This window comes from Kangiella japonica (assembly GCF_039523535.1).
In the GTDB taxonomy this organism is placed as follows: Bacteria; Pseudomonadota; Gammaproteobacteria; order Enterobacterales; family Kangiellaceae; genus Kangiella; species Kangiella japonica.
In genome coordinates this window covers 23,995-43,845 of record NZ_BAAAFM010000001.1, presented here as the reverse complement: position 1 = coordinate 43,845, position 19,851 = coordinate 23,995, and the positions used below count along the sequence as shown (strand labels likewise).

Genomic DNA, 19,851 nt, shown 5'->3' with positions numbered 1-19,851 from the left:
TGAATTACTTATATCTAGTATTAGTCTTCGCCAGCGTCTAATTTTAGTAGCTCGGCGCCATCGTCAACCAAATCGCCCGCGGCATACATCACTTCCGCCACCGTTCCTGCGGTTGGTGCGTTAATCGTATGCTCCATTTTCATCGCTTCAAGGATGATTAGAGGCTGACCTGCTTCAACGCTATCACCTTCAGCAACTTTAACTTCGATAACGGTGCCAGGCATTGGTGCTGTTAAGCTACCGCCAGCTTCTTCAGATTCGCCATCTAAGCCACGCTCGATTTTTTCTAGAATTTGATAGTTGCCATTTACAAAGATATGGAGGCTAGTACCGTCGTCTACAACCGTCGCGTTATAGCGCTTACCGGAGGCGTCTAAACGCAGGTTGTTGCCATTAAGCTCTGCTGCATGAATTTTGATTTCTTTTTCAGGCAACTCTAAAAGGTATTCGTGATCATAAGTAGCGCCACGATAATGGGTTGTGACTTCAACTTCGTTTGGAATGCTATCGACATAATCGATGTATTCGAACGAGTGATGATTATCAGTATTTAAACGCCAGCCACTAACCTGATTCCAAGGAGAGTAGGGGTCTTTACTGTTAGCTGCAGCTTCTTCCGCAGATTGTTGACGTTTAACAAGCTGATAAACAGTGGCCGCGACTAAAGCATCTTCGTCTGCAGGCGCGTCTTCTAAGATTAGTTCATCACGATAGCGCTCGATGAAGTTTGTGTCTAAATCACAATCTTCAAACGCTTGGTTGCCTGCTAAGGCTGATAAGAACTCAACGTTCGTTGTTAAACCAACTACTTGATATTGCGCCAAAGCGCCTCTTAAGCGGGCTAGGGCAGAATTACGATCTTCGTCCCAAACGATTAACTTAGCAATCATTGGATCATAGTGAACTGAAACCGTGTCACCCTGGCGCACACCTGTATCGATACGAATATGGTCACTTTCTTCAGGCGTACTTAAGTGTAGTAGCGTACCTGTCGCTGGCAAGAAATCTTGTCTTGGGTCTTCAGCGTAAATACGCACTTCGAAGGCATGACCGTTGATGCTCAAGTCTTCTTGAGACGCTGGTAGCTTTTCACCATAAGCGACTTTTAGCTGCCACTCGACCAAATCTTGGCCAGTAATTTTTTCAGTTACTGGGTGCTCAACCTGTAAACGTGTGTTCATTTCCATAAAGTAGAAAGAACCATCTTCGTCATACAAGAATTCTACTGTACCAGCGCCAACATAACCGATAGCTTGCGCTGCACGGATAGCCACTTCGCCCATCTTCTGGCGGTTTTCTTCCGACATGCCTGGAGCAGGGGCTTCTTCGATGACTTTTTGGTGACGACGCTGTACAGAGCAATCGCGCTCAAACAAGTGTACGGCGTTGCCGTGCTTGTCTGCGAAAACCTGAATTTCGACGTGGCGCGGCTTAGTAATGTATTTTTCGACTAAGACCTTATCGTCGCCAAAAGACGCAGCCGACTCACGCTTACATGATGCTAAGCTGTTCTCAAACTCTTCTGACTTCCAAACGATACGCATACCTTTACCACCGCCACCAGCGGTCGCTTTGATAATCACTGGATAACCAATGTCATCGGCTTGCGACTTTAAGAAGTCTGGCTCTTGGTTTTCGCCATGGTAGCCCTTAACCAAAGGCACACCGGCTTTATCCATGATTTCTTTAGCCGCGGACTTAGAACCCATGGCAATAATGGCGCCTTCAGGAGGACCAATAAACTCGATATCGTTTTCTGCAAGAGCTTTAGCAAAGTCTGCGTTTTCTGATAAGAAACCGTAACCAGGATGTACTGCCTGGGCTCCAGTTTGTTTAGCCGCTTTAATGATCAGCTCTGGCTTTAAATAGGAGTCTTTCGCTGGAGCAGGGCCTAAATAAATAGCTTCGTCCGCCATCGCAACGTGGCGAGCGTTTTTGTCGGCTTCGGAATATACCGCAACCGTACGAATACCAAGTTTCTGCGCAGTTTTAATCACTCGACAAGCGATTTCACCACGGTTTGCAATTAATATTTTTGTAAACATAGATGCTTCCTTAACTGTCGCTGTCTGAGCTTTCGTTGTGGTTCGTCGAACCTACTGACCAATCAGCAGGACGCTTTTCTAAAAAGGCATTTAGACCTTCTTTGCCTTGCTCGCTCGCACGAATATCGGCGATGCGCTTGGCGGTTTCGTCTAAGATGTCTTGATTAATCTCTTTCTCAGCAACGGCTTTGATTAAGCTTTTTGCGGCACGAACAGCTTGTGGGCCATTCGATAATAAGCCAGCAATCATTTCATTAGCTTTTGTCACTAGTTCTTCTTCAGCAACGACTTCGTGCACTAAACCAAACTCTTTAGCTTGTGGTGCTTTAAAGCGCTCAGCCGTTAAGAAGTAGCGTTGCGCTTGGCGCTCGCCAATAGCCTTAACAACGTAAGGGCTGATAACTGCTGGGATCAAGCCTAGCTTTACTTCAGACAAGCAGAAACTCGCGCGCTCAGAGGCGATAACAATATCGCAACAAGCCACTAGACCAACGCCACCACCAAATGCTGCGCCTTGAACTACGGCTACCGTAGGTTTGCTAAGGGTGTAAATGGTATGCATCAGCTCGGCTAAGCCTTGAGAGTCTTTGTAGTTTTCGTCCCAAGTGTAGTCCGCCATGCGACGCATCCAGTTTAAGTCTGCGCCTGCTGAAAAGCTTTTGCCTTCTGCTTCTAAAACCACCACCTCGACGCTTGGATTCGCATCCATACGACGAAAAGCCTGGGTCAAGTCAGCGATTAATTGATCGTCAAAAGCATTGTGGATTTCGCCACGAGTCATGGTGATTCTACCAACGCCACGACCTTCTGAACCTAGTTCTTTAGTATCAATCGAAATGTTTAGTGCTTTAGTCATATTCTCACTCATACAAAGAACCGCCTTACATTCTGAAGACGCCGAACTTAGTTTCTTCGGCTTCTTTGTTCATGGCTGCGGAAAGTCCTAGACCTAACACCATGCGCGTATCGGCAGGGTCGATAATGCCATCATCCCACAAGCGTGCGCTTGAGTAATAAGGGTGACCTTGCTTTTCGTACTGGTCTTCGATTGGTTTCTTGAAGGCTTTTTCTTCGTCTTCTGACCACATTTCTTCACCACGGCGTTCGAAATTGTCACGCTTAATTTGTGCTAGAACGTTTGCTGCTTGCTCACCACCCATTACAGATATACGCGAGTTTGGCCACATCCATAAAAACTTCGGGCTATAAGCACGACCACACATTCCGTAGTTACCAGCGCCGAAACTACCGCCAACAATCACGGTAAACTTAGGTACTTTGGCACAGGCAACCGCTGTTACCATTTTCGCACCATGCTTAGCGATACCTTCGTTCTCGTACTTACGACCAACCATAAACCCAGTAATGTTCTGTAGGAAAACGAGCGGGATGCCACGCTGTGAGCAAAGCTCAATAAAGTGTGCGCCTTTCTGCGCTGACTCTGAGAATAAAATACCGTTATTGGCGACAATACCCACAGGGTAGCCGTGAATTCGAGCAAAGCCACAGATTAGGGTAGTTCCGTACATAGCTTTAAATTCATCAAGTTCAGAACCATCAACCACACGCGCGATAATTTCACGAATATCGAATGGCTTACGAGGATCTTTATTGATAACACCGTATAGCTCTTCAGCAGGATAGAGCGGTTCTACCGGCTTTTTCACCGTAACTAAAGGTTCTTTCTTACGGTTTAAGTTTGAAACGACTTGGCGCGCTAGCTTTAACGCGTGCTCATCGTTTAGAGCATAATGGTCAGTCACACCAGAGTTTTTACAGTGAACGTCAGCACCACCTAAATCTTCGCTTGATACCACTTCGCCAGTTGCAGCTTTAACCAATGGAGGGCCACCCAAGAAGATCGTACCTTGTTCTTTAACGATAATTGATTCATCAGCCATCGCTGGAACATAAGCGCCACCTGCTGTACAAGAGCCCATCACCACCGCAATTTGTGGAATGCCTTTTGCCGACATGTTTGCTTGGTTATAGAAAATTCGGCCGAAGTGGTCTTTGTCTGGGAATACTTCGTCTTGTTGCGGCAAGTTAGCGCCGCCTGAGTCTACGAGGTAAATACAAGGCAAATTGTTTTCTTCAGCGATTTCTTGCGCGCGAAGGTGTTTTTTCACTGTTTCAGGGAAGTAGGTTCCACCTTTGACCGTCGCATCGTTAGCAACAATCATGCACTCAACGCCAGAAACACGACCAATACCAGCAATCAAACCTGCCGCTGGAACTTTGTTGTCGTACATGTCCCAAGCTGCCATTTGCGAGATTTCTAAAAATGGCGAGCCGACGTCTAACAATTTGCGTACACGATCACGTGGTAATAACTTGCCACGAGAGAGGTGTTTTTCTTGATACTTTGGGCCACCACCTTGAGTGATGTACTCCATCTTGTCACGTAGGTCATCGACCAAAGCGCTCATCGCTTCAGAGTTTTCGATAAATGACGCGCTACGCGGATTAATCGAAGATTTAATTACTGGCATATCGAATCCTTAGTATGAAATCTTTTCAATCTTAAAGTCTTATGGTCTTCTTCACTCGAGGCTTAGGCTATTCTGAGCCGATTGCTCGAGCAATCACCATCTTTTGCACTTCGCTAGTACCTTCGTATATTTGTGCGATACGAACGTCACGATAAATACGCTCAACAGGGTAGTCTTTAAGGTAACCGTAACCACCTAAGACCTGAATCGCTTCGGAACAAACCTTTTCAGCCGCCTCAGAAGCAAACAATTTAGCCATACAAGCTTCTTTTAAGCACGGTTTTCCGGCATCGCGAAGTTGAGCTGCGTTAAGCACCATATTACGCGCTGCATCAACTTGTGTCGCCATCTCTGCGAGCTTAAATTGGACTGCTTGGTGTTGGAAAATTGGCTTGCCGAAAGAAGTACGGTCTTTTGAATACTGAAGTGCGTACTCATAAGCCGCGCGTGCCATCCCAACAGCTTGGGCTGCGATACCGATACGACCACCTTCAAGGCCAGAAAGTGCGATTTTATAACCTTCGCCTTCTTTACCCAGTAGATTTTCAGCAGGGATTTTGCAGTCTTCAAACACGATTTGTGCTGTGTCTGAAGCATTTTGGCCCATTTTGTCTTCAATGTTAGCGACTATATAGCCTGGCGTGTCAGTCGGCACGATAAAGGCGCTGATGCCTTTTTTGCCCGCGCTAGGGTCTGTGACAGCAAAAACAATCGCGATATCACCGTTTTTACCTGATGTAATGAACTGTTTTACACCATTCAGCACATAATGATCATCTTGTTTGACGGCCTTGGTTTTAAGATCAGCCGCATCCGAACCCGCGTGAGGCTCAGTTAAACAAAAAGCTCCAAGCGCTTGTCCAGAAGCTAATGGCTTTAGGAATTTTTCTTTTTGCGCATCGGTGCCGAAGTTCAGGATAGGCATACATCCAACTGAATTAGTGACTGAAATCACTGTGGAGCAAGCACCGTCGCCAGCTGCAATTTCTTCTAGAACTAATGCCGCTGCGGTGTAACCGATTTCGCTACCACCCCATTGCTCAGGCACTAGCATGCCATAAAAGCCAAGCTCACCAAGACCTTGTAAGGCTTCAGCTGGGAAGGTTTTATTCTTGTCCCACTCTTCGGAGAAAGGGGCAATTCGTTCTTGAACATAGCTACGTGCCATGTCCTGAATCATTGTTTGTTCTTCTGTCAGAATCATACAATTAGTTCACTTTATTCTTTAGGTCATTGCGAGCGCCGTTAAGGTGCGTGGCAATCTCTCTTTTGCGACTGTAGAGTTTGCTTCGGCTGAAAGGCCTCGCAATGACTTTAATTGAGTTAGATTAGTTCTACCGCTAATGCTGTCGCCTCACCACCACCAATACACAACGATGCAACGCCTTTCGACTTGCCGTACTTGCGTAGTGCTTCTAGTAGGGTCACAACAATACGTGTACCTGAACAACCGATAGGGTGACCTAGCGCACAAGCACCGCCATGAACGTTGACTTTAGCATGATCTAAGTCGAGCTCTTTCATCGCCGCCATAGTCACTACAGCAAAGGCCTCGTTTATTTCAAACAAATCAACGTCATCTTTCGTCCAGCCAGCTTTCTCCAAAACTTTTTCCATGGCGCCAACTGGTGCGATGGTGAATTCTGCTGGCGTGCGTGCGTTTGTCGTATGCGCAACAATCTTTGCCAATGGCTTCAGGCCACGCTTCTCAGCTTCTGATTGACGCATCATAACTACTGCCGCCGCGCCATCAGAAATTGAGCTAGCGTTGGCAGCTGTTACTGTGCCGTCTTTTTTGAAAGCAGGACGTAGCGCTGGAATTTTGTCTGGGCGAGCTTTTAGTGGCTGCTCATCGGTATCAACTTCAACTTCGCCTTTGCGTGATTTAACAGTCACTGGGGTGATTTCGTTCTTGAATGAACCATCTTCGATTGCTTTGTTCGCACGAGCTAGCGACTCGATGGCGAAGTTGTCTTGATCTTCGCGAGTAAAACCATAGCGTTCAACCGTTTGCTCAGCGTAAACGCCCATTGCTTGGCCTTCGTAAGCATCTTCAAGGCCATCAAACGCCATGTGATCTAAAGTTTTACCATGTCCAAAACGCTGACCGTAACGGCCAGTAGGTAGTAGGTAAGGCGCTAAGCTCATGCTTTCCATACCGCCAGCAACCATAACGTCGTTAGTGCCAGCTTTTAACAAATCGTGCGCTAACATGATTGTTTTCATGCCTGAGCCGCAAACCTTGTTGACGGTCGTCGCGCCAGTAGACTTAGGAATACCAGCGCCTAAAGAAGCCTGACGCGCTGGTGCTTGACCAACGCCTGCTGGTAATACACAGCCCATTATAACTTCTTGAATATCTTCAGGTTTTAAAGTTGCGCGCTCAACTGCCGCAGCGATAGCGTTAGCGCCTAGTTCTGTTGACTTAACTGTTGAAAGTGAGCCACCAAAACCACCCATTGGGGTTCTAGCAGCGCTGACGATTACGATTGGATCTGACATATTTTCATTCCTCTTTTTTGAACAGTCTGGGCTTGTTATTACTTTGTTAAATAACTTTTTAGTTTCCTCGATTACCTAATTGGTAACCTCCGGTACTAAAAAGTTATTTGTCGCGTCCTAACTGCGCCCAATCTGTTCTCTAACTTTTGAGGTGTGAGAAGTTAAGTTCGCACACTTCTGTATTAGGTGAATTTAAAATAAAACCTCGTCATTGCGAGGAGTGGTATCACGACGAAGCAATCTCTTTTTGACTGCAACAGGCTTTTCAAGCTCTCGCGATGACTTAAGTTAATAAATAAAGCCTTACCTTCAGTAAGATTTTAAAATGATTTGGATGATGCCTAGGCTAGGCAAAAAACTGCTACAAAGAGGGGAGTTTACATAACGGTAAACGACCTGACTGAAGCAGTTTTTAACAACGCATAGACAAACTCAGTAAGTTCTAGGCTGTTTCGTTAAACAGCTCACGACCAATTAACATACGACGAATCTCACTAGTACCAGCGCCGATTTCGTATAACTTAGCGTCACGCAATAAACGACCAGTAGGGTATTCGTTGATATAACCGTTACCGCCTAGAATCTGAATCGCGTCTAGCGCTAGCTTGGTCGCGTTTTCGGCTGCGAATAAAATGGCTGCTGCTGCGTCTTTTCGAGTCGTCTCGCCACGGTCACAAGCTTTAACCACCGAGTAAACGTAGGCGCGGCTTGCGTTCATCGTTGTGTACATATCGGCTACTTTACCTTGGATAAGCTGGAATTCACCGATAGCTTTACCAAATTGCTTACGCTCGTGTACGTAAGGAACCACAACGTCCATACAAGCACGCATGATGCCTAATGGGCCGGCTGAAAGTACAGCACGCTCGTAATCGAGGCCACTCATCAAGATTTTAACACCTTGGTTGACTTCACCCATGACGTTTTCGACAGGTACTTCACAGTTTTCGAAAACTAGCTCACAAGTGTTAGAGCCGCGCATACCTAATTTGTCGAGCTTTTGTGCCGTAGAGAAGCCTTTCATGCCTTTTTCTATAATGAAAGCGGTAATTCCTTTCGAGTGTGCTTCCATATCTGTTTTAGCGTAAACCACCAAAACGTCAGCTTCTGGACCGTTCGTGATCCACATTTTGTTACCGTTTAGAACGTAATGGTCGCCTTTAAGTTCAGCTTTTAGCTTCATGCTAACAACATCAGAACCCGCGCCTGGCTCAGACATGGCTAATGCACCGACGTGCTCGCCTGAACAAAGCTTAGGAAGATATTTCTTTTTCTGCTCTTCGTTAGCATTACGACGAATTTGATTAACGCAAAGGTTTGAGTGAGCACCATAGCTTAAGCCAATAGAAGCGCTAGCGCGGCTGATTTCTTCCATCGCCACAACGTGCTCAAGATAGCCCATGCCGGAACCGCCGTACTCTTCTTCGACAGTGATGCCTAAAAGACCTAGGTCGCCAAGTTTTTTCCACATTTCGTGCGGGAAAAGGTTTTCTTCATCAGTCTTTTCTGCGATTGGTGCAATTTCTTTTTCTGCAAAATTGCTCACCATGTCGCGAATCATGTCAGCTGTTTCGCCTAAGTCGAAGTTGAGTGATGGATACATATTATGTCCTCTACTGAATCTTTACGATGTTAAATTATTAGGCTGATGGTTGGCGGTTAACTTCTCTTCCAACACATCAAATTCGTTTAGCAAGTACTTGATATCTTTAAGTTGTTGCTTCAGGGAGTCACGACGAAGTCTAATCAGCTCTAACAAACGCTCCGTTTGCTTCTGTTCGCCTTCGACACCATACAAGTCGATGATTTCTTTAATTTCAGCCAATGAAAAGCCAAGTCGTTTACCGCGTAAGATTAGCTGCAAGCGTACGCGATCGCGGGTGTTGTAGATGCGATGAACGCCTCGACGCAGCGGTGTAATGAGCTTTTCATCCTCATAGTGACGAATTGAGCGTGAGGTAATCTCAAACTCTTTGGCTAAGTCACTAATGGTGTATTCGGTCTTCTCGTCGCTCATTTGTATGGTTTCCTTAACAATAACCGCAATATTCTAGCTTACCTTTACGCAAACGTAAACTTCATGTGTTTGCAAGAGCCCGATTAATACACTGATCAGATCTGTTGGGGTTATTTTGACATAAAGCTGTGCTTTAAGAATCAATAACCTAGGGACTACTCATAGAGTGAAGCTTGAGCTCAGCGAGGTAACTTTTAGTGAGAAAGACCTTTATTGCGGTTTTGTGAACTTTTACTGCCAAAGTTCCTCTAAAGAGTGTAATCTGATGAAAGTTAAGCAACATGCATTCGATAATGTGTTAAACGTTAATTAGGTAGGTATGCAATTAACCAATTATTTACAGGCGCATTCAAAGCGCATCGAACTTTAAAAAGCCGATAACTCTAGCGAGTGCTCGGTTTTTTTTATGCTTAATTTTTATGGTTACAAGTTGTTAATAAAGAAACATCATAAGTTTTGTACTAACTGCAAGAAAAGGGTATGTATCAATGAAAAGACAGAAAAGAGATAAGTTACAAAGAGCACACGCAAAAGGTTTTCACGCTGCAATGCAAGGCCAATCTAAAGAAGTGTGCCCACATGAAGATATCAATGCCAAAGAAGAATGGCTCGGAGGGTGGCGAGAGGGCCGGGAGGCATTTACCCAAAATGGTATGAAAAATTATTTATAAAACTTCATCCCAACTAATACTAAACAAGCCCAGCAACACGCTGGGCTTTTTATTTTTAATGGTGTGAGGTATATTTCCAATTGTCACATGCTACATATAAAAACTATATTAATTGAATCAGGATGAATCATATGAAAGCCATATTTCTTTTTTTTATACTTCTGTTCTCTTATTGTTCAAATGCAACTTTCAAAAAAGCAACAGATTTCTACGATAACCAGCAGTATCAACAGGCGTTTAATGAGTTTTACAAGCTTGCAAAGATTGGTCATAAACCTTCGCAATTTAACTTAGGTGTTATGTACCTAGAGGGGACTGGAACCGAGCAAGATATTCAAAAAGCCTATGCCTGGGTGAAGCTGTCTGATGAAAATAAAGGCCAAGAAAAACAGTTTATAGAAGAAATTAAAGGATATTTAAAGACAGATGGTGCTTTGGCCGAATCAGAAGAGACTTTTGTATTGCTCAGGTCTCAATATGGCTCTGAAGCTATCCTGGAAAACTATCAGCCAGTATTAAGTAATGAGAATCTCGCTGATAAGAACGTAGCAAAGGCTATAAAAACATCTGATCCTGGTTACCCAATAAGCGCTAATTTGAAAGGCGTGGAAGGCTGGGTTCTTTTAAACTTCAATTTATCGCCGTCAGGCATACCTACAGATATACGCTTGATCGATGAGTACCCAGAGAAAAAGTATTTTTCAAAGCCGGTGCTAAAGGCCGTACGAAAATGGAAGTTTGATAATGATGGTGCCAAGTTGAGTAAAGTTTACGCGTACAAATTTGATTTTAAACTTGGTGATGGTAAATACGAGAGACTGACAAAGCTTAAAGCAAAAGCTATTAAAGGGGATGCAGCTTCGCAATATCTCTATGGTAGGTATGGCTCCTTTGATATGGATGCTAACAAAAATTTTAACTCCACACTTTGGTATTTTGAAGCTGCAAGAAATGGTGTAGTCAATGCTCAGCATGAAGTTGGGGAGAGTCTTTTAAAAGGTAAGGGGTGCAAAGCTGATATGGACAAGGCCGTTTCTTGGTTCACTATTGCAGCTGCCAATGGTTACGCACCATCAACGTATGAGTTGTCTAAATTAAGTCTTGAAGCAGGGAATACAGAGCAAGGGTTGAGCTTGATGACACAAGCTCTTGAAGCAAGTGACAATAAATTGGCATACGAAATTCTTAATTATATTTATGAGAGTAAACTTGTTGGAGTAGATCCTGCGCTAATGCTCGCGAAGCTTGATATGCTGATGGGAACAAAGAGTAAAAAACCTGCCCATATATATAACCTCTACTCCAGAGCTTATGAGTTGAAGCAGGATTATGCAAGGGCTGTTGAATATCAACATAAGGCTATTGATGCGTGGCATAGTTATGGCGAAGAAAATATTCCTGAAAGCTTGTTAAGTAAATTAGAAGAGTTAAAGTCCAAATTAGTTAGAACATAAGCACTCTTTAGAATAAAGCTCCGGTTTGGAGCTTTATTTTTTCATGGTGAATCAACTATGTAATTCCGCTAATCTCGGAAATAATATTGCTAAAGTTTTACATATTTCGTCATATTCTTAACCCGTTCTGGATAGAAGTGCGTTTCTATAATAGAAGCTGAAAAATTATACAGGGGAGTATCATGTCTTTTTATTTGCGTTTGTTGGTGTTGAGTGTTTTGTTTGGGTTGGCTTTATTAGGATGCGGGGATGATGAGGGATCTGAGTCATCAGGCGATACATCAAGTCTTAAGCAAGAACAAGTCCAGTCACAGGCTTCTACAGAGCCGGACACGCTGACGCCTTTTGAGGTGCTAAGCGTTTATCAGGGAAGCTACGATAACGCTCCTGCCATTCAAGTTAATTTTACTCGCCCCATCAAGCGCGATCAGAATCTTGAGCAGTTGATTCAGGTCAATAAGGAAGGTGAGCCTCAAACCGGCGGTTGGGTTATTAGCGATGATAACCGCAGGCTATTTTTTCCCTATATTCAGCCTCAGCAAGTTTATAACATCAACTTTTCGAGCGAGCTGCTCGCTGATAATGGTAAGTCTCTTCCTTCTAATGTGAAAAAGCAGGTGAAAACGACTGCTGCCGAAAGACAGCTTCGCTTTTTGAGTCAAGGCTCGACTATTCTGCGGGACAGTGGCTTTTTACCGATTGAAGCAGTTAACGTCGGTGAGGTGGATGTAAAATTTTGGCGTATTAAGCCAAGTTTTTATGACAGCTTTTTCGCGAGCAGTCGTTACAACTCTTATTATGAGCTGCGCAACCTAAAGGAAATGGCGCAGCTCGTTCATACAGGGCGCTTTACGCTTGATACTAAGGATAATCAGCGTTTAACCCACCAAGTTCAGCTTAATGACATTGATGCACTTGATGATAACGGTGTTTATGCGGTCACAATGCAGCCTGCCGATGACTATCCGTATCAGTATGAGTTTAGTTGGTTTGTGATTAGCGATATAGGCTTACACTCGCGTCAGTATCAAGACAGTTTTGTGACCTTTACGCATCAGTTACCATCGACCAGACCTTATAACGGCGTCACATTAGCGCTTATCAACGATAAAGGCGAACGAGTTGCTGAAAAGTTGAGCGATTCTGAAGGTTTTGCTGAATTTAATAATTCGGAATTGGAGGTGGCGAGTTACCTTATCGCCACAAAAGGCAAAAACACCAACCTTATTCGCCTCAAAAGCCCCAAACTCGATCTGTCGGAGTTTAAGCTCACGAAGCGCCAGCAACAGCCAATAGAGCTGTTTTTATATGGCCCAAGAGATTTATACCGTCCTGGCGAGAAAGTGCGAATGCAAGGTCTTCTGCGTGATGCCAAAGCGGATTGGTTAGAGCCAACGCCGATCGCGGTTCGAGTTCTACGCCCTGACAATAAAGTCTATAAAACGCTGCAATGGAAAGGCGATAGTCTTGGTTATTACCAAACAGACTTTAAGCTTCCTGATGATGCCATGCGTGGGATTTGGACTTTCGAGGCCACCTTAGGTAACAAAAGCATTTTTGAGTATGAACTCTCGGTCGAAGACTTTATGCCGGAGCGATTAAAGCTTGAGCTGAGATCGTCGTCTGATGACTTACTCGATACTAAAACTACGCCAGTGATTCATGTCCAGTCTGATTATTTATATGGCGCACCAGCAAGTTGCAATCGCTATGATGCAACTGTAACAGTTGCTAGCGCTAAAAATCCGTTTGAGAATTACGATGGCTTCTACTTTGGCTCTAACAAATACCGTGATTACAACCAAGTTATGGATATTACGCCAGGTTCACTGGATGAAACAGGTTTTGCAAAGTTATCCTTAAAGAATCAATGGTCTAGTAGCAAGTTTCCTCTGCGTTTATTAAGCAATGTCAATGTGTATGAAAGTGGTGGCCGCCCGATTACGCGACGTTTAGTGCAATACGCTTTCCCACACAATGAGCTCATTGGCGTACGCCCTTTGTGGGAAGCCGACCGAGAGTTTGCCGCTCCTAATGCTAGTAATACGCTCGAGTTAATTGCCGTAGATGCCAAAGGTGAGCAGTTAACTGCTGGGCAAGAGTATCAAGTAACCTTAGTGCGTGAAGACAGTCGCCGTTATTGGCAGTATGGGCGCAGCGGTTGGGAGTACCGAACCTCTGACGGCAATGTTCCTGTCTATTCGAAAGTGGTTAAATTCGACTCAAGCGAACGTCAGAAACTATCTTTGCCTTTAGATTACGGCAACTACCGCCTCGAAGTTCGAAATCGTTCGAACACGTTGCTAACGAGCTATCACTTTTTTGCTGGCTGGTATTGGTCTGAACGCTCTGACTTAAATGGTGAGCGTCCCGATCAAGTTAGTCTGTCTATGGGGCAAGACTTTGTTGAGTTAGGAACTGATCTTGAACTAACCGTCAAAGCTCCATACGCAGGCCAAGCGCTAATTACTGTGGAAAGTGACGAGCTATTATGGAAGCGTTCTGTAAAGCTCGATTCGACCGAGTCGACGATCAGGATTCCTTTAGATAAATCATGGCAAACTCACAATTTGTATGTCTCGGCAATGGTTTTAAAGCCTGGGAATGTTAAACGTAAACACTTACCGAGTAGAGCATTTGGATTATTACACTTACCACTCAATCGCGACGCTAAACGCTTAGAGTTAGAGGTTTCTCATGTAGAAAAGTTAAGACCTCAACAAACGGTGGATGTTGAAATTACAGCATCAAATATAGCTGCAAATGAAGAGGTTTATGCAACATTAGCATTAGTCGATAGCGGTGTATTAAGCATCAGCAACTTTGAGACGCCGAAGCCGCTGGAATGGTTCTTTGGTCAAAGGGCTTATGAAGCAGCGTTGAAAGATAACTACGGCAGTTTAGTCGAGTTAGTCGATGGTAAGCGTGCTCGACAACGATTTGGTGGCGATGCGGACTTAAGTCGCGGTGGTGATGCCCCTGTTTCGGATGTGCAGATCGTATCAATCGTTAAAGACAAAGTGGCACTCGATGCTAATGGTAAAGCGACGGTTTCAGTGGAGCTTCCATACTTTAATGGCGAATTGCGCTTAATGGCGGTGGGTTTTAGTAAAAGTCTTTATGGTGCGACCGAGTCCAAAGCAAAAGTTGCGGCGCCGTTAGTGGTGCAAGCTTCAATGCCAAGATTTTTAGCCAAAGGCGACCAGTCGCAGGTGTTATTCGATATTAAAAATATGGAGGACATAGAGCAAAGTTTTGAGGTTCGATTGACGTCGGATGAAGCACTTGGTGAAACAGTGGTGACAAAGTCGCTTACGTTAGCTAGCAAAGGCAAAGCTATTATTGAGCTTCCTGTAACGGCTTCACATTTTACAGGACAGGGGCACGTTTCGCTGAGCGTTATGAGCGATAACCCTGACCTTGAACTTGAAAGAACTTGGGCACTAGGTTTACGCCCAGCCTATGCCGCTTCGATTATTACGAAGCAAGCTGCGCTCAATCCAGGAACACAATTTAGTGTGGCTAGTGATTTTGCCAGTGCATATGATGACTTTGGTTTAAAGTCTGTGCTCAATGTTTCGAATACGCCGCCGCTGGACGCAGGCACTTATATCGACGGCTTATTGCAGTATCCGTATGGTTGTTTAGAGCAAACCACTTCAAGCGCTTGGCCATGGTTAAACGCGGATCAAAGTTATTTGAAATCATTGAATGAAAGCCGCAGCAATCAGCTATTTACTGAACGTCAACAGCTTATCGATTCGGCGATTAGTCGCATTATTTCGATGCAACGTTATGACGGTAGTTTTGGCTTATGGTCGAACAATAGCCCAGAAGAACCATGGCTTACGGCATACGTTACCGACTTTTTGATTGCGGCTAAACAGCTAGGTTATCAAGTTCCTGAAAATAACTTGAACCGTGCTGTGCGTCGTTTGCAAAAGTATGTGCGCTCGGCTGCCTTTAGAGCGAATGACTGGGGCTATTATGACGATAAGCAGCATTTCGAGTTGGCTTATCGAGCCTATTCCGCTTATGTGTTGAGCAAAGTAGGGCGAGCTAATTTACAAGATGTGCGTTCATTGTTTGATAATAAATCAAAAGATGCCGCACGAGCGTTACCATTAGCGCATTTGGCGGCAACGCTTGAAAAGCTCGGTGACCAAGGGCGCGCCAAATTAGCGTGGGGGAAAGCGTTTACTGCAACATTCCAGCATAAGCCTTACTGGTATTATGGCGATTATGGCTCGCCGATCCGCGATATGAGCCAAGTTGCGCACTTAAGTTTACAGAGCAAGGTGGTTCAGTCCCTAGATATTAATGGCTTAGACTTAGTGTTTAATTTAAAAGGTGAACTAGAGTCTCGTCAATGGTTATCGACTCAAGAAAAAGGTGCCTTAGCGCGTCTGGCAAAAGTTCTCAATGACACCGCTTCTAATCAATCAGAGTTAAGTTTGTCATTAACCCGAAGTGGTGAGGAAGAAAGTTTTAAGCAACAGTCCGATTACATCAGTGTTGCGAAAAACTCTTCGGTTAAAACGGCACTGGCGTTAACTAACAATGGTGAAAAAACAACCTTTGTGGACTACAAAGTTCAAGGCTACCCAAAGACTGCACCACAAAAACAGTCGAGCGATATCGCTATCCAAAGACGTTATTTCAATCTTCAGGGCGAGCCAATATCGATTAACCAGTTGAATGCTGGCGACCGTGTTATCGTTGGTATTTCGATTGACTTAGCCAAAGAACATCGCAAGCTTCGGAATGCGCTGCTGGTGGACTTGTTGCCTGCTGGACTGGAGCTTGAAAACCAAAACCTCGAGCACTCGTTTAAGATTGATGAGATTAAAATCGATGGTAAATCCATCAAAGAGTTAACTGAAAACACCCAGCTTGCGCACCAAGAGTTCTGGGATGATCGTTACATGGCGGCGTTGGAGCTTCGTAGTTATCGCACGACTCATGTGTTCTACATGGTTCGCGCAGTAACGCCGGGTACTTATACGGTGCCATCGAGCTTTGTTGAAGACATGTATCGACCTGAGATTCGAGGAATTAGTCAGCCCGAAAAGCCTGTTGTTATAACTAAAGTCTCTACTGACTAAGGTAGTCATCGGTCAGGGACAATAGCAGCATGACAAAGCCCCGAGCATTATTTAGTAAACGTTTTTGGCTGAAAAGCTTAAAGCGTTTACTGCTTTTGTGTTTGCTGAGTTTTATTGGCTTTTGGGTGCTTGATAAATTATTCCCCTTGCCGATTGAGGATTTCGAGCGGCGGAGTTTTGCGCAGCTCGTTGTAGCTTCCGATGGTAAACCGCTTAGAGCCTTTCCCGATGAACAAGGTGTATGGCGCTATCCGGTGACCATTGACGAGGTTTCGCCGTTATACCTTGAGGCATTAATTAACTACGAAGATCAGTATTTTTATTCACACCCCGGAGTCAACCCTTTTGCCTTAACGCGAGCAGTCGGCCAAGCGATCTATCATGGCGAAGTGGTTTCTGGTGCATCAACGCTAACCATGCAGGTCGCGCGTATTCTTGAACCTCATAAAAAAAGTGTCAGTGGCAAGCTGCAGCAAATGTTCCGAGCCCTACAGCTTGAGTGGCATTACTCAAAAGATGAGATCTTAACTTACTATCTCAATTACGCGCCTTTTGGCGGCACTATTGAAGGTGTCGAAGCAGCAAGTTTTACATATTTAGGAAAGTCAGCAAAAGATTTAACCGCTTCAGAAGCAGCTTTGCTCGCTGTATTACCACAGGCTCCTTCCTGGAACCGCCCTGATTTGCATCCTCAAAGAGCGCAAATGCAGCGTAATAAACTGCTCGACAGACTGACAGAGTTTGGTGTCTGGCCGCAGGAACTTGTGGATGATATTAAACAAGAAGATGTTTGGGCTGAATACAATACGCAACCCGTTATAGCGCCTTTATTCAGTCGTGAACTGGTCACTCGTTATCCGCAACAACGATTAATTAAATCTTCAATCGATAGAACCTTACAAGCGGAAATTGGCTGGTCGGTGCTTGATTATATTCGAAGCAAAGAAGAGGGGATGTCGGCCGCGGTCATCGTGATGGACAACAAGACGTCGTTACCGCTTGTGTATATTGGTAGCGCTGATTTTGCTAACCATGAGCGTGCGGGTTATGTCGATATGGCGCAGTCCTTACGTTCGCCAGGCTCGACTCTGAAGCCTTTTATTTATGGTTTGGGCGTTGATCAAGGGCTTATACATTCAGAATCTTTGCTGCTTGATGTGCCCCATTCTTTCGCAGGCTATAAGCCGAAAAACTTCAATGAACACTTCAATGGAGCCGTTAGCGTGTCGCAAGCTCTGGGACGTTCGCTTAATATGCCGGTGGTGCAGCTGTTGAATGAACTGTCACCTGAGTATTTCTATACTAAGCTTACCAATGCGGGATTAAAGTTATCATTGCCGCCAAACGCTAAGCCGAACCTGAGTATCGCTCTAGGCGGTGGTGGCGCAAATTTACAGCAACTTGTCGGGCTTTTTTCAGCGCTTGGAAATGAGGGTAAGGCAACAAAGCTACGACTGCATCCGAGCGAAACTCAGCGGTCATACCCACTGATGAGTAAAGAGTCCAGCTGGATCATTCAAAATATTTTGTGGCAAATTCCTTTAAATAATCAAATAAGTCACCGCTATTTTTCCGCCAACAATTCAATCGCTTATAAAACTGGAACGAGCTACGGCTCTCGTGATGCTTGGGTTTTAGCCTCTAATGAAAAAGTAACTATTGGTGTTTGGGTGGGAATGCCGGATGGTTCTTTTAGTGTCAACAACAGTGGCCGTACAACGGCGGTTCCTTTGTTGCAACGTATTTTAAATATACTGCCATGGGACTGGATAAAGCCTATTCAGCGTCCGGGTACGGTTACTGTCGCTGATATTTGTTGGCCTTTGGGGACTTTAGCGTCGATGCAAACAGAAACCAATTGCCATAAAAAACGCCAAGCGTATTTAGTCGAGGATACGGCGCCTGTGACTCTTAGCGACCCGTTGTCGAGCCAGTGGAGTCATGGATTATTGACCATACAAGTTGATTCCGCCAGTGGCAAAAGAGTGAACCCACAGTGTTTTGATGGTGAGATTGAGACACGAGAGATTGCATTGTGGCCACGAAGTCTTGAGCCTTGGATTGCAAAACCTTTTCGAAGCGAACAACTTTTGCCCGAGCTCTCTGAAAACTGTAGGAATCATATCAACTTTAGTAGCCCCAACATTGCAGGGATTGATCCTGACTCGATTTTGTATGCACCTCCTGAAGCGCAGCAATTACCAGATATTCAGTTATTAGCCGAGGGCGTTACTGGGCAGCTGCACTGGTTTTTGAATGGACGGCTTTTGGATGCCACACTTATGAGCAATAACCGTGTATCGCTCAAAGCTTTAGATATAGGACGTTATGAAGTGGTGGTGATCGATGAAACAGGGGCCTTCGCGGAGTTAAAGTTTCAGGTTAAGCAGTAGCAATTATCGATAGTTTTTCCTTTGAAACCCTTGCGTTTTGGGCGTTTGCCGATAAACTAAGCACCATTATTTTGTCATGACCCCGTAAGGTCAGCGCCCTATGCAATTAAAAGACTTTCATTTCGACCTACCAGACGAGCTTATCGCTCGCTATCCCACGGAACAACGTACCGCCAGCCGTCTATTACGACTTGATGGTGAAACCGGTGACATTCAGCATAGCCACTTCTATCAACTGACGGACTTCGTCGAGCCTAATGACTTACTGGTATTTAATAATACTCGGGTTTTGCCGGCGCGTTTGTTTGGTAAAAAATCCAGCGGTGGGCAGGTCGAAATACTTATCGAGCGTGTCGAATCTGAACACGACGCTTTAGCCCATGTGCGAGCTAATCGTAGCCCAAAGCCTGGCGCACGATTGGTCTTGGAAGAAGGAACTGAGGTCGAAGTCATCAGTAAAGACGGAGCTATGTATCAGCTGAAATTGCTCTCGAGCGATTGGCACAGCGTGATGCAAGCCGTTGGCCATATGCCTCTACCGCCTTATATCGATCGAGAAGATGAGCTTTCGGACAAAGAACGTTATCAGACGGTTTATAGCAAAGTTGAAGGTGCGGTCGCTGCGCCAACGGCGGGATTGCACTTTGATGATGAATTATTAGCTAAACTCTCAGAGAAGGGGGTTGACAGCGCTTTTGTAACATTGCACGTCGGTGCAGGTACTTTCTCGCCAGTGCGCGTGGATAATATCCTTGAGCACAAGATGCATTCAGAGTGGTATGAGCTATCGCAAGAAGTCGTCGATAAGGTTAATGAAACTCGCGCCAAAGGTGGTCGCGTCATTGCTGTGGGCACAACCTCGGTCCGATGTTTAGAGTCTGCGGCTATTAATGGTGAATTAGAAGCAGGTTCTGGGGAAACGGATATTTTTATCTATCCAGGTTACGTTTTTAGAGCTGTTGACGCCCTTATCACCAATTTCCACCTACCAGAATCGACACTGATGATGTTAGTTAGCGCTTTCGCCAGTAAAAAGCACATCATGCAGGCTTACGGCGAGGCGGTGTCTGAGCAGTATCGATTTTTTAGCTATGGCGACTCCATGTTTATCACGCGCCCGTTTTCAGGAGCTCACCCTGAAGCTTTGAACCAATAATGAAGGTACTTGAGTA

12 protein-coding genes are annotated in these 19,851 nt (G+C 44.9%); 5 read left to right on the top strand and 7 right to left on the bottom strand.

Going from position 1 to position 19,851, the window contains the following annotated elements:
• Positions 1–20 precede the first annotated feature (20 nt).
• The 7 genes from ABD128_RS00175 to ABD128_RS00145 form a co-directional block, all read right to left on the bottom strand.
• Entirely contained in the window at positions 21–2,045 is a 2,025-nt protein-coding gene (locus ABD128_RS00175) for an acetyl/propionyl/methylcrotonyl-CoA carboxylase subunit alpha (RefSeq protein ID WP_343985028.1), read from the bottom strand.
• A gap of 10 nt (positions 2,046–2,055) precedes the next feature.
• Entirely contained in the window at positions 2,056–2,913 is an 858-nt protein-coding gene (locus tag ABD128_RS00170) for an enoyl-CoA hydratase/isomerase family protein (protein ID WP_343985026.1), read from the bottom strand.
• Positions 2,914–2,926: 13 nt separating this feature from the next.
• Positions 2,927–4,537 carry a carboxyl transferase domain-containing protein gene (locus ABD128_RS00165; RefSeq protein WP_343985024.1) on the bottom strand — a complete coding sequence of 537 codons (1,611 nt, stop codon included), beginning with the start codon at positions 4,535–4,537 and terminating at the stop codon, positions 2,927–2,929.
• Positions 4,538–4,604: 67 nt separating this feature from the next.
• Positions 4,605–5,741, bottom strand: a complete 1,137-nt coding sequence (locus tag ABD128_RS00160; RefSeq protein WP_343985022.1) for an acyl-CoA dehydrogenase family protein — start codon at positions 5,739–5,741, stop codon at positions 4,605–4,607.
• 119 nt (positions 5,742–5,860) lie between these two features.
• Positions 5,861–7,039, bottom strand: a complete 1,179-nt coding sequence (locus ABD128_RS00155) for an acetyl-CoA C-acyltransferase (protein WP_343985020.1) — start codon at positions 7,037–7,039, stop codon at positions 5,861–5,863.
• Between the two features lie 442 nt (positions 7,040–7,481).
• The gene (locus ABD128_RS00150) at positions 7,482–8,642 is read right to left on the bottom strand and encodes an isovaleryl-CoA dehydrogenase (RefSeq protein WP_343985018.1); all 1,161 of its coding nucleotides are present in this window, start codon (positions 8,640–8,642) and stop codon (positions 7,482–7,484) included.
• A gap of 21 nt (positions 8,643–8,663) precedes the next feature.
• The gene (locus tag ABD128_RS00145; RefSeq protein ID WP_110201856.1) at positions 8,664–9,056 is read right to left on the bottom strand and encodes a MerR family transcriptional regulator; all 393 of its coding nucleotides are present in this window, start codon (positions 9,054–9,056) and stop codon (positions 8,664–8,666) included.
• Between the two features lie 488 nt (positions 9,057–9,544).
• Between ABD128_RS00145 and rmf the strand changes: the two genes are divergently transcribed.
• The 5 genes from rmf (at position 9,545) to queA (ending at position 19,835) form a co-directional block, all read left to right on the top strand.
• Entirely contained in the window at positions 9,545–9,727 is a 183-nt protein-coding gene (gene rmf / locus ABD128_RS00140; RefSeq protein ID WP_046561298.1) for a ribosome modulation factor, read from the top strand.
• 131 nt (positions 9,728–9,858) lie between these two features.
• Complete coding sequence (locus ABD128_RS00135; RefSeq protein ID WP_343985011.1) at positions 9,859–11,181, top strand: TonB family protein; 1,323 nt, start codon at positions 9,859–9,861, stop codon at positions 11,179–11,181.
• Positions 11,182–11,363: 182 nt separating this feature from the next.
• Complete coding sequence (locus ABD128_RS00130) at positions 11,364–16,286, top strand: alpha-2-macroglobulin family protein (RefSeq protein ID WP_343985009.1); 4,923 nt, start codon at positions 11,364–11,366, stop codon at positions 16,284–16,286.
• A 29-nt stretch (positions 16,287–16,315) separates the two neighbouring features.
• Positions 16,316–18,679, top strand: a complete 2,364-nt coding sequence (pbpC, locus tag ABD128_RS00125) for a penicillin-binding protein 1C (protein WP_343985007.1) — start codon at positions 16,316–16,318, stop codon at positions 18,677–18,679.
• A gap of 100 nt (positions 18,680–18,779) precedes the next feature.
• On the top strand, positions 18,780–19,835 hold the full coding sequence (queA, locus tag ABD128_RS00120; RefSeq protein ID WP_343985005.1) for a tRNA preQ1(34) S-adenosylmethionine ribosyltransferase-isomerase QueA: 1,056 nt from the start codon (positions 18,780–18,782) through the stop codon (positions 19,833–19,835).
• Positions 19,836–19,851: the final 16 nt, after the last annotated feature.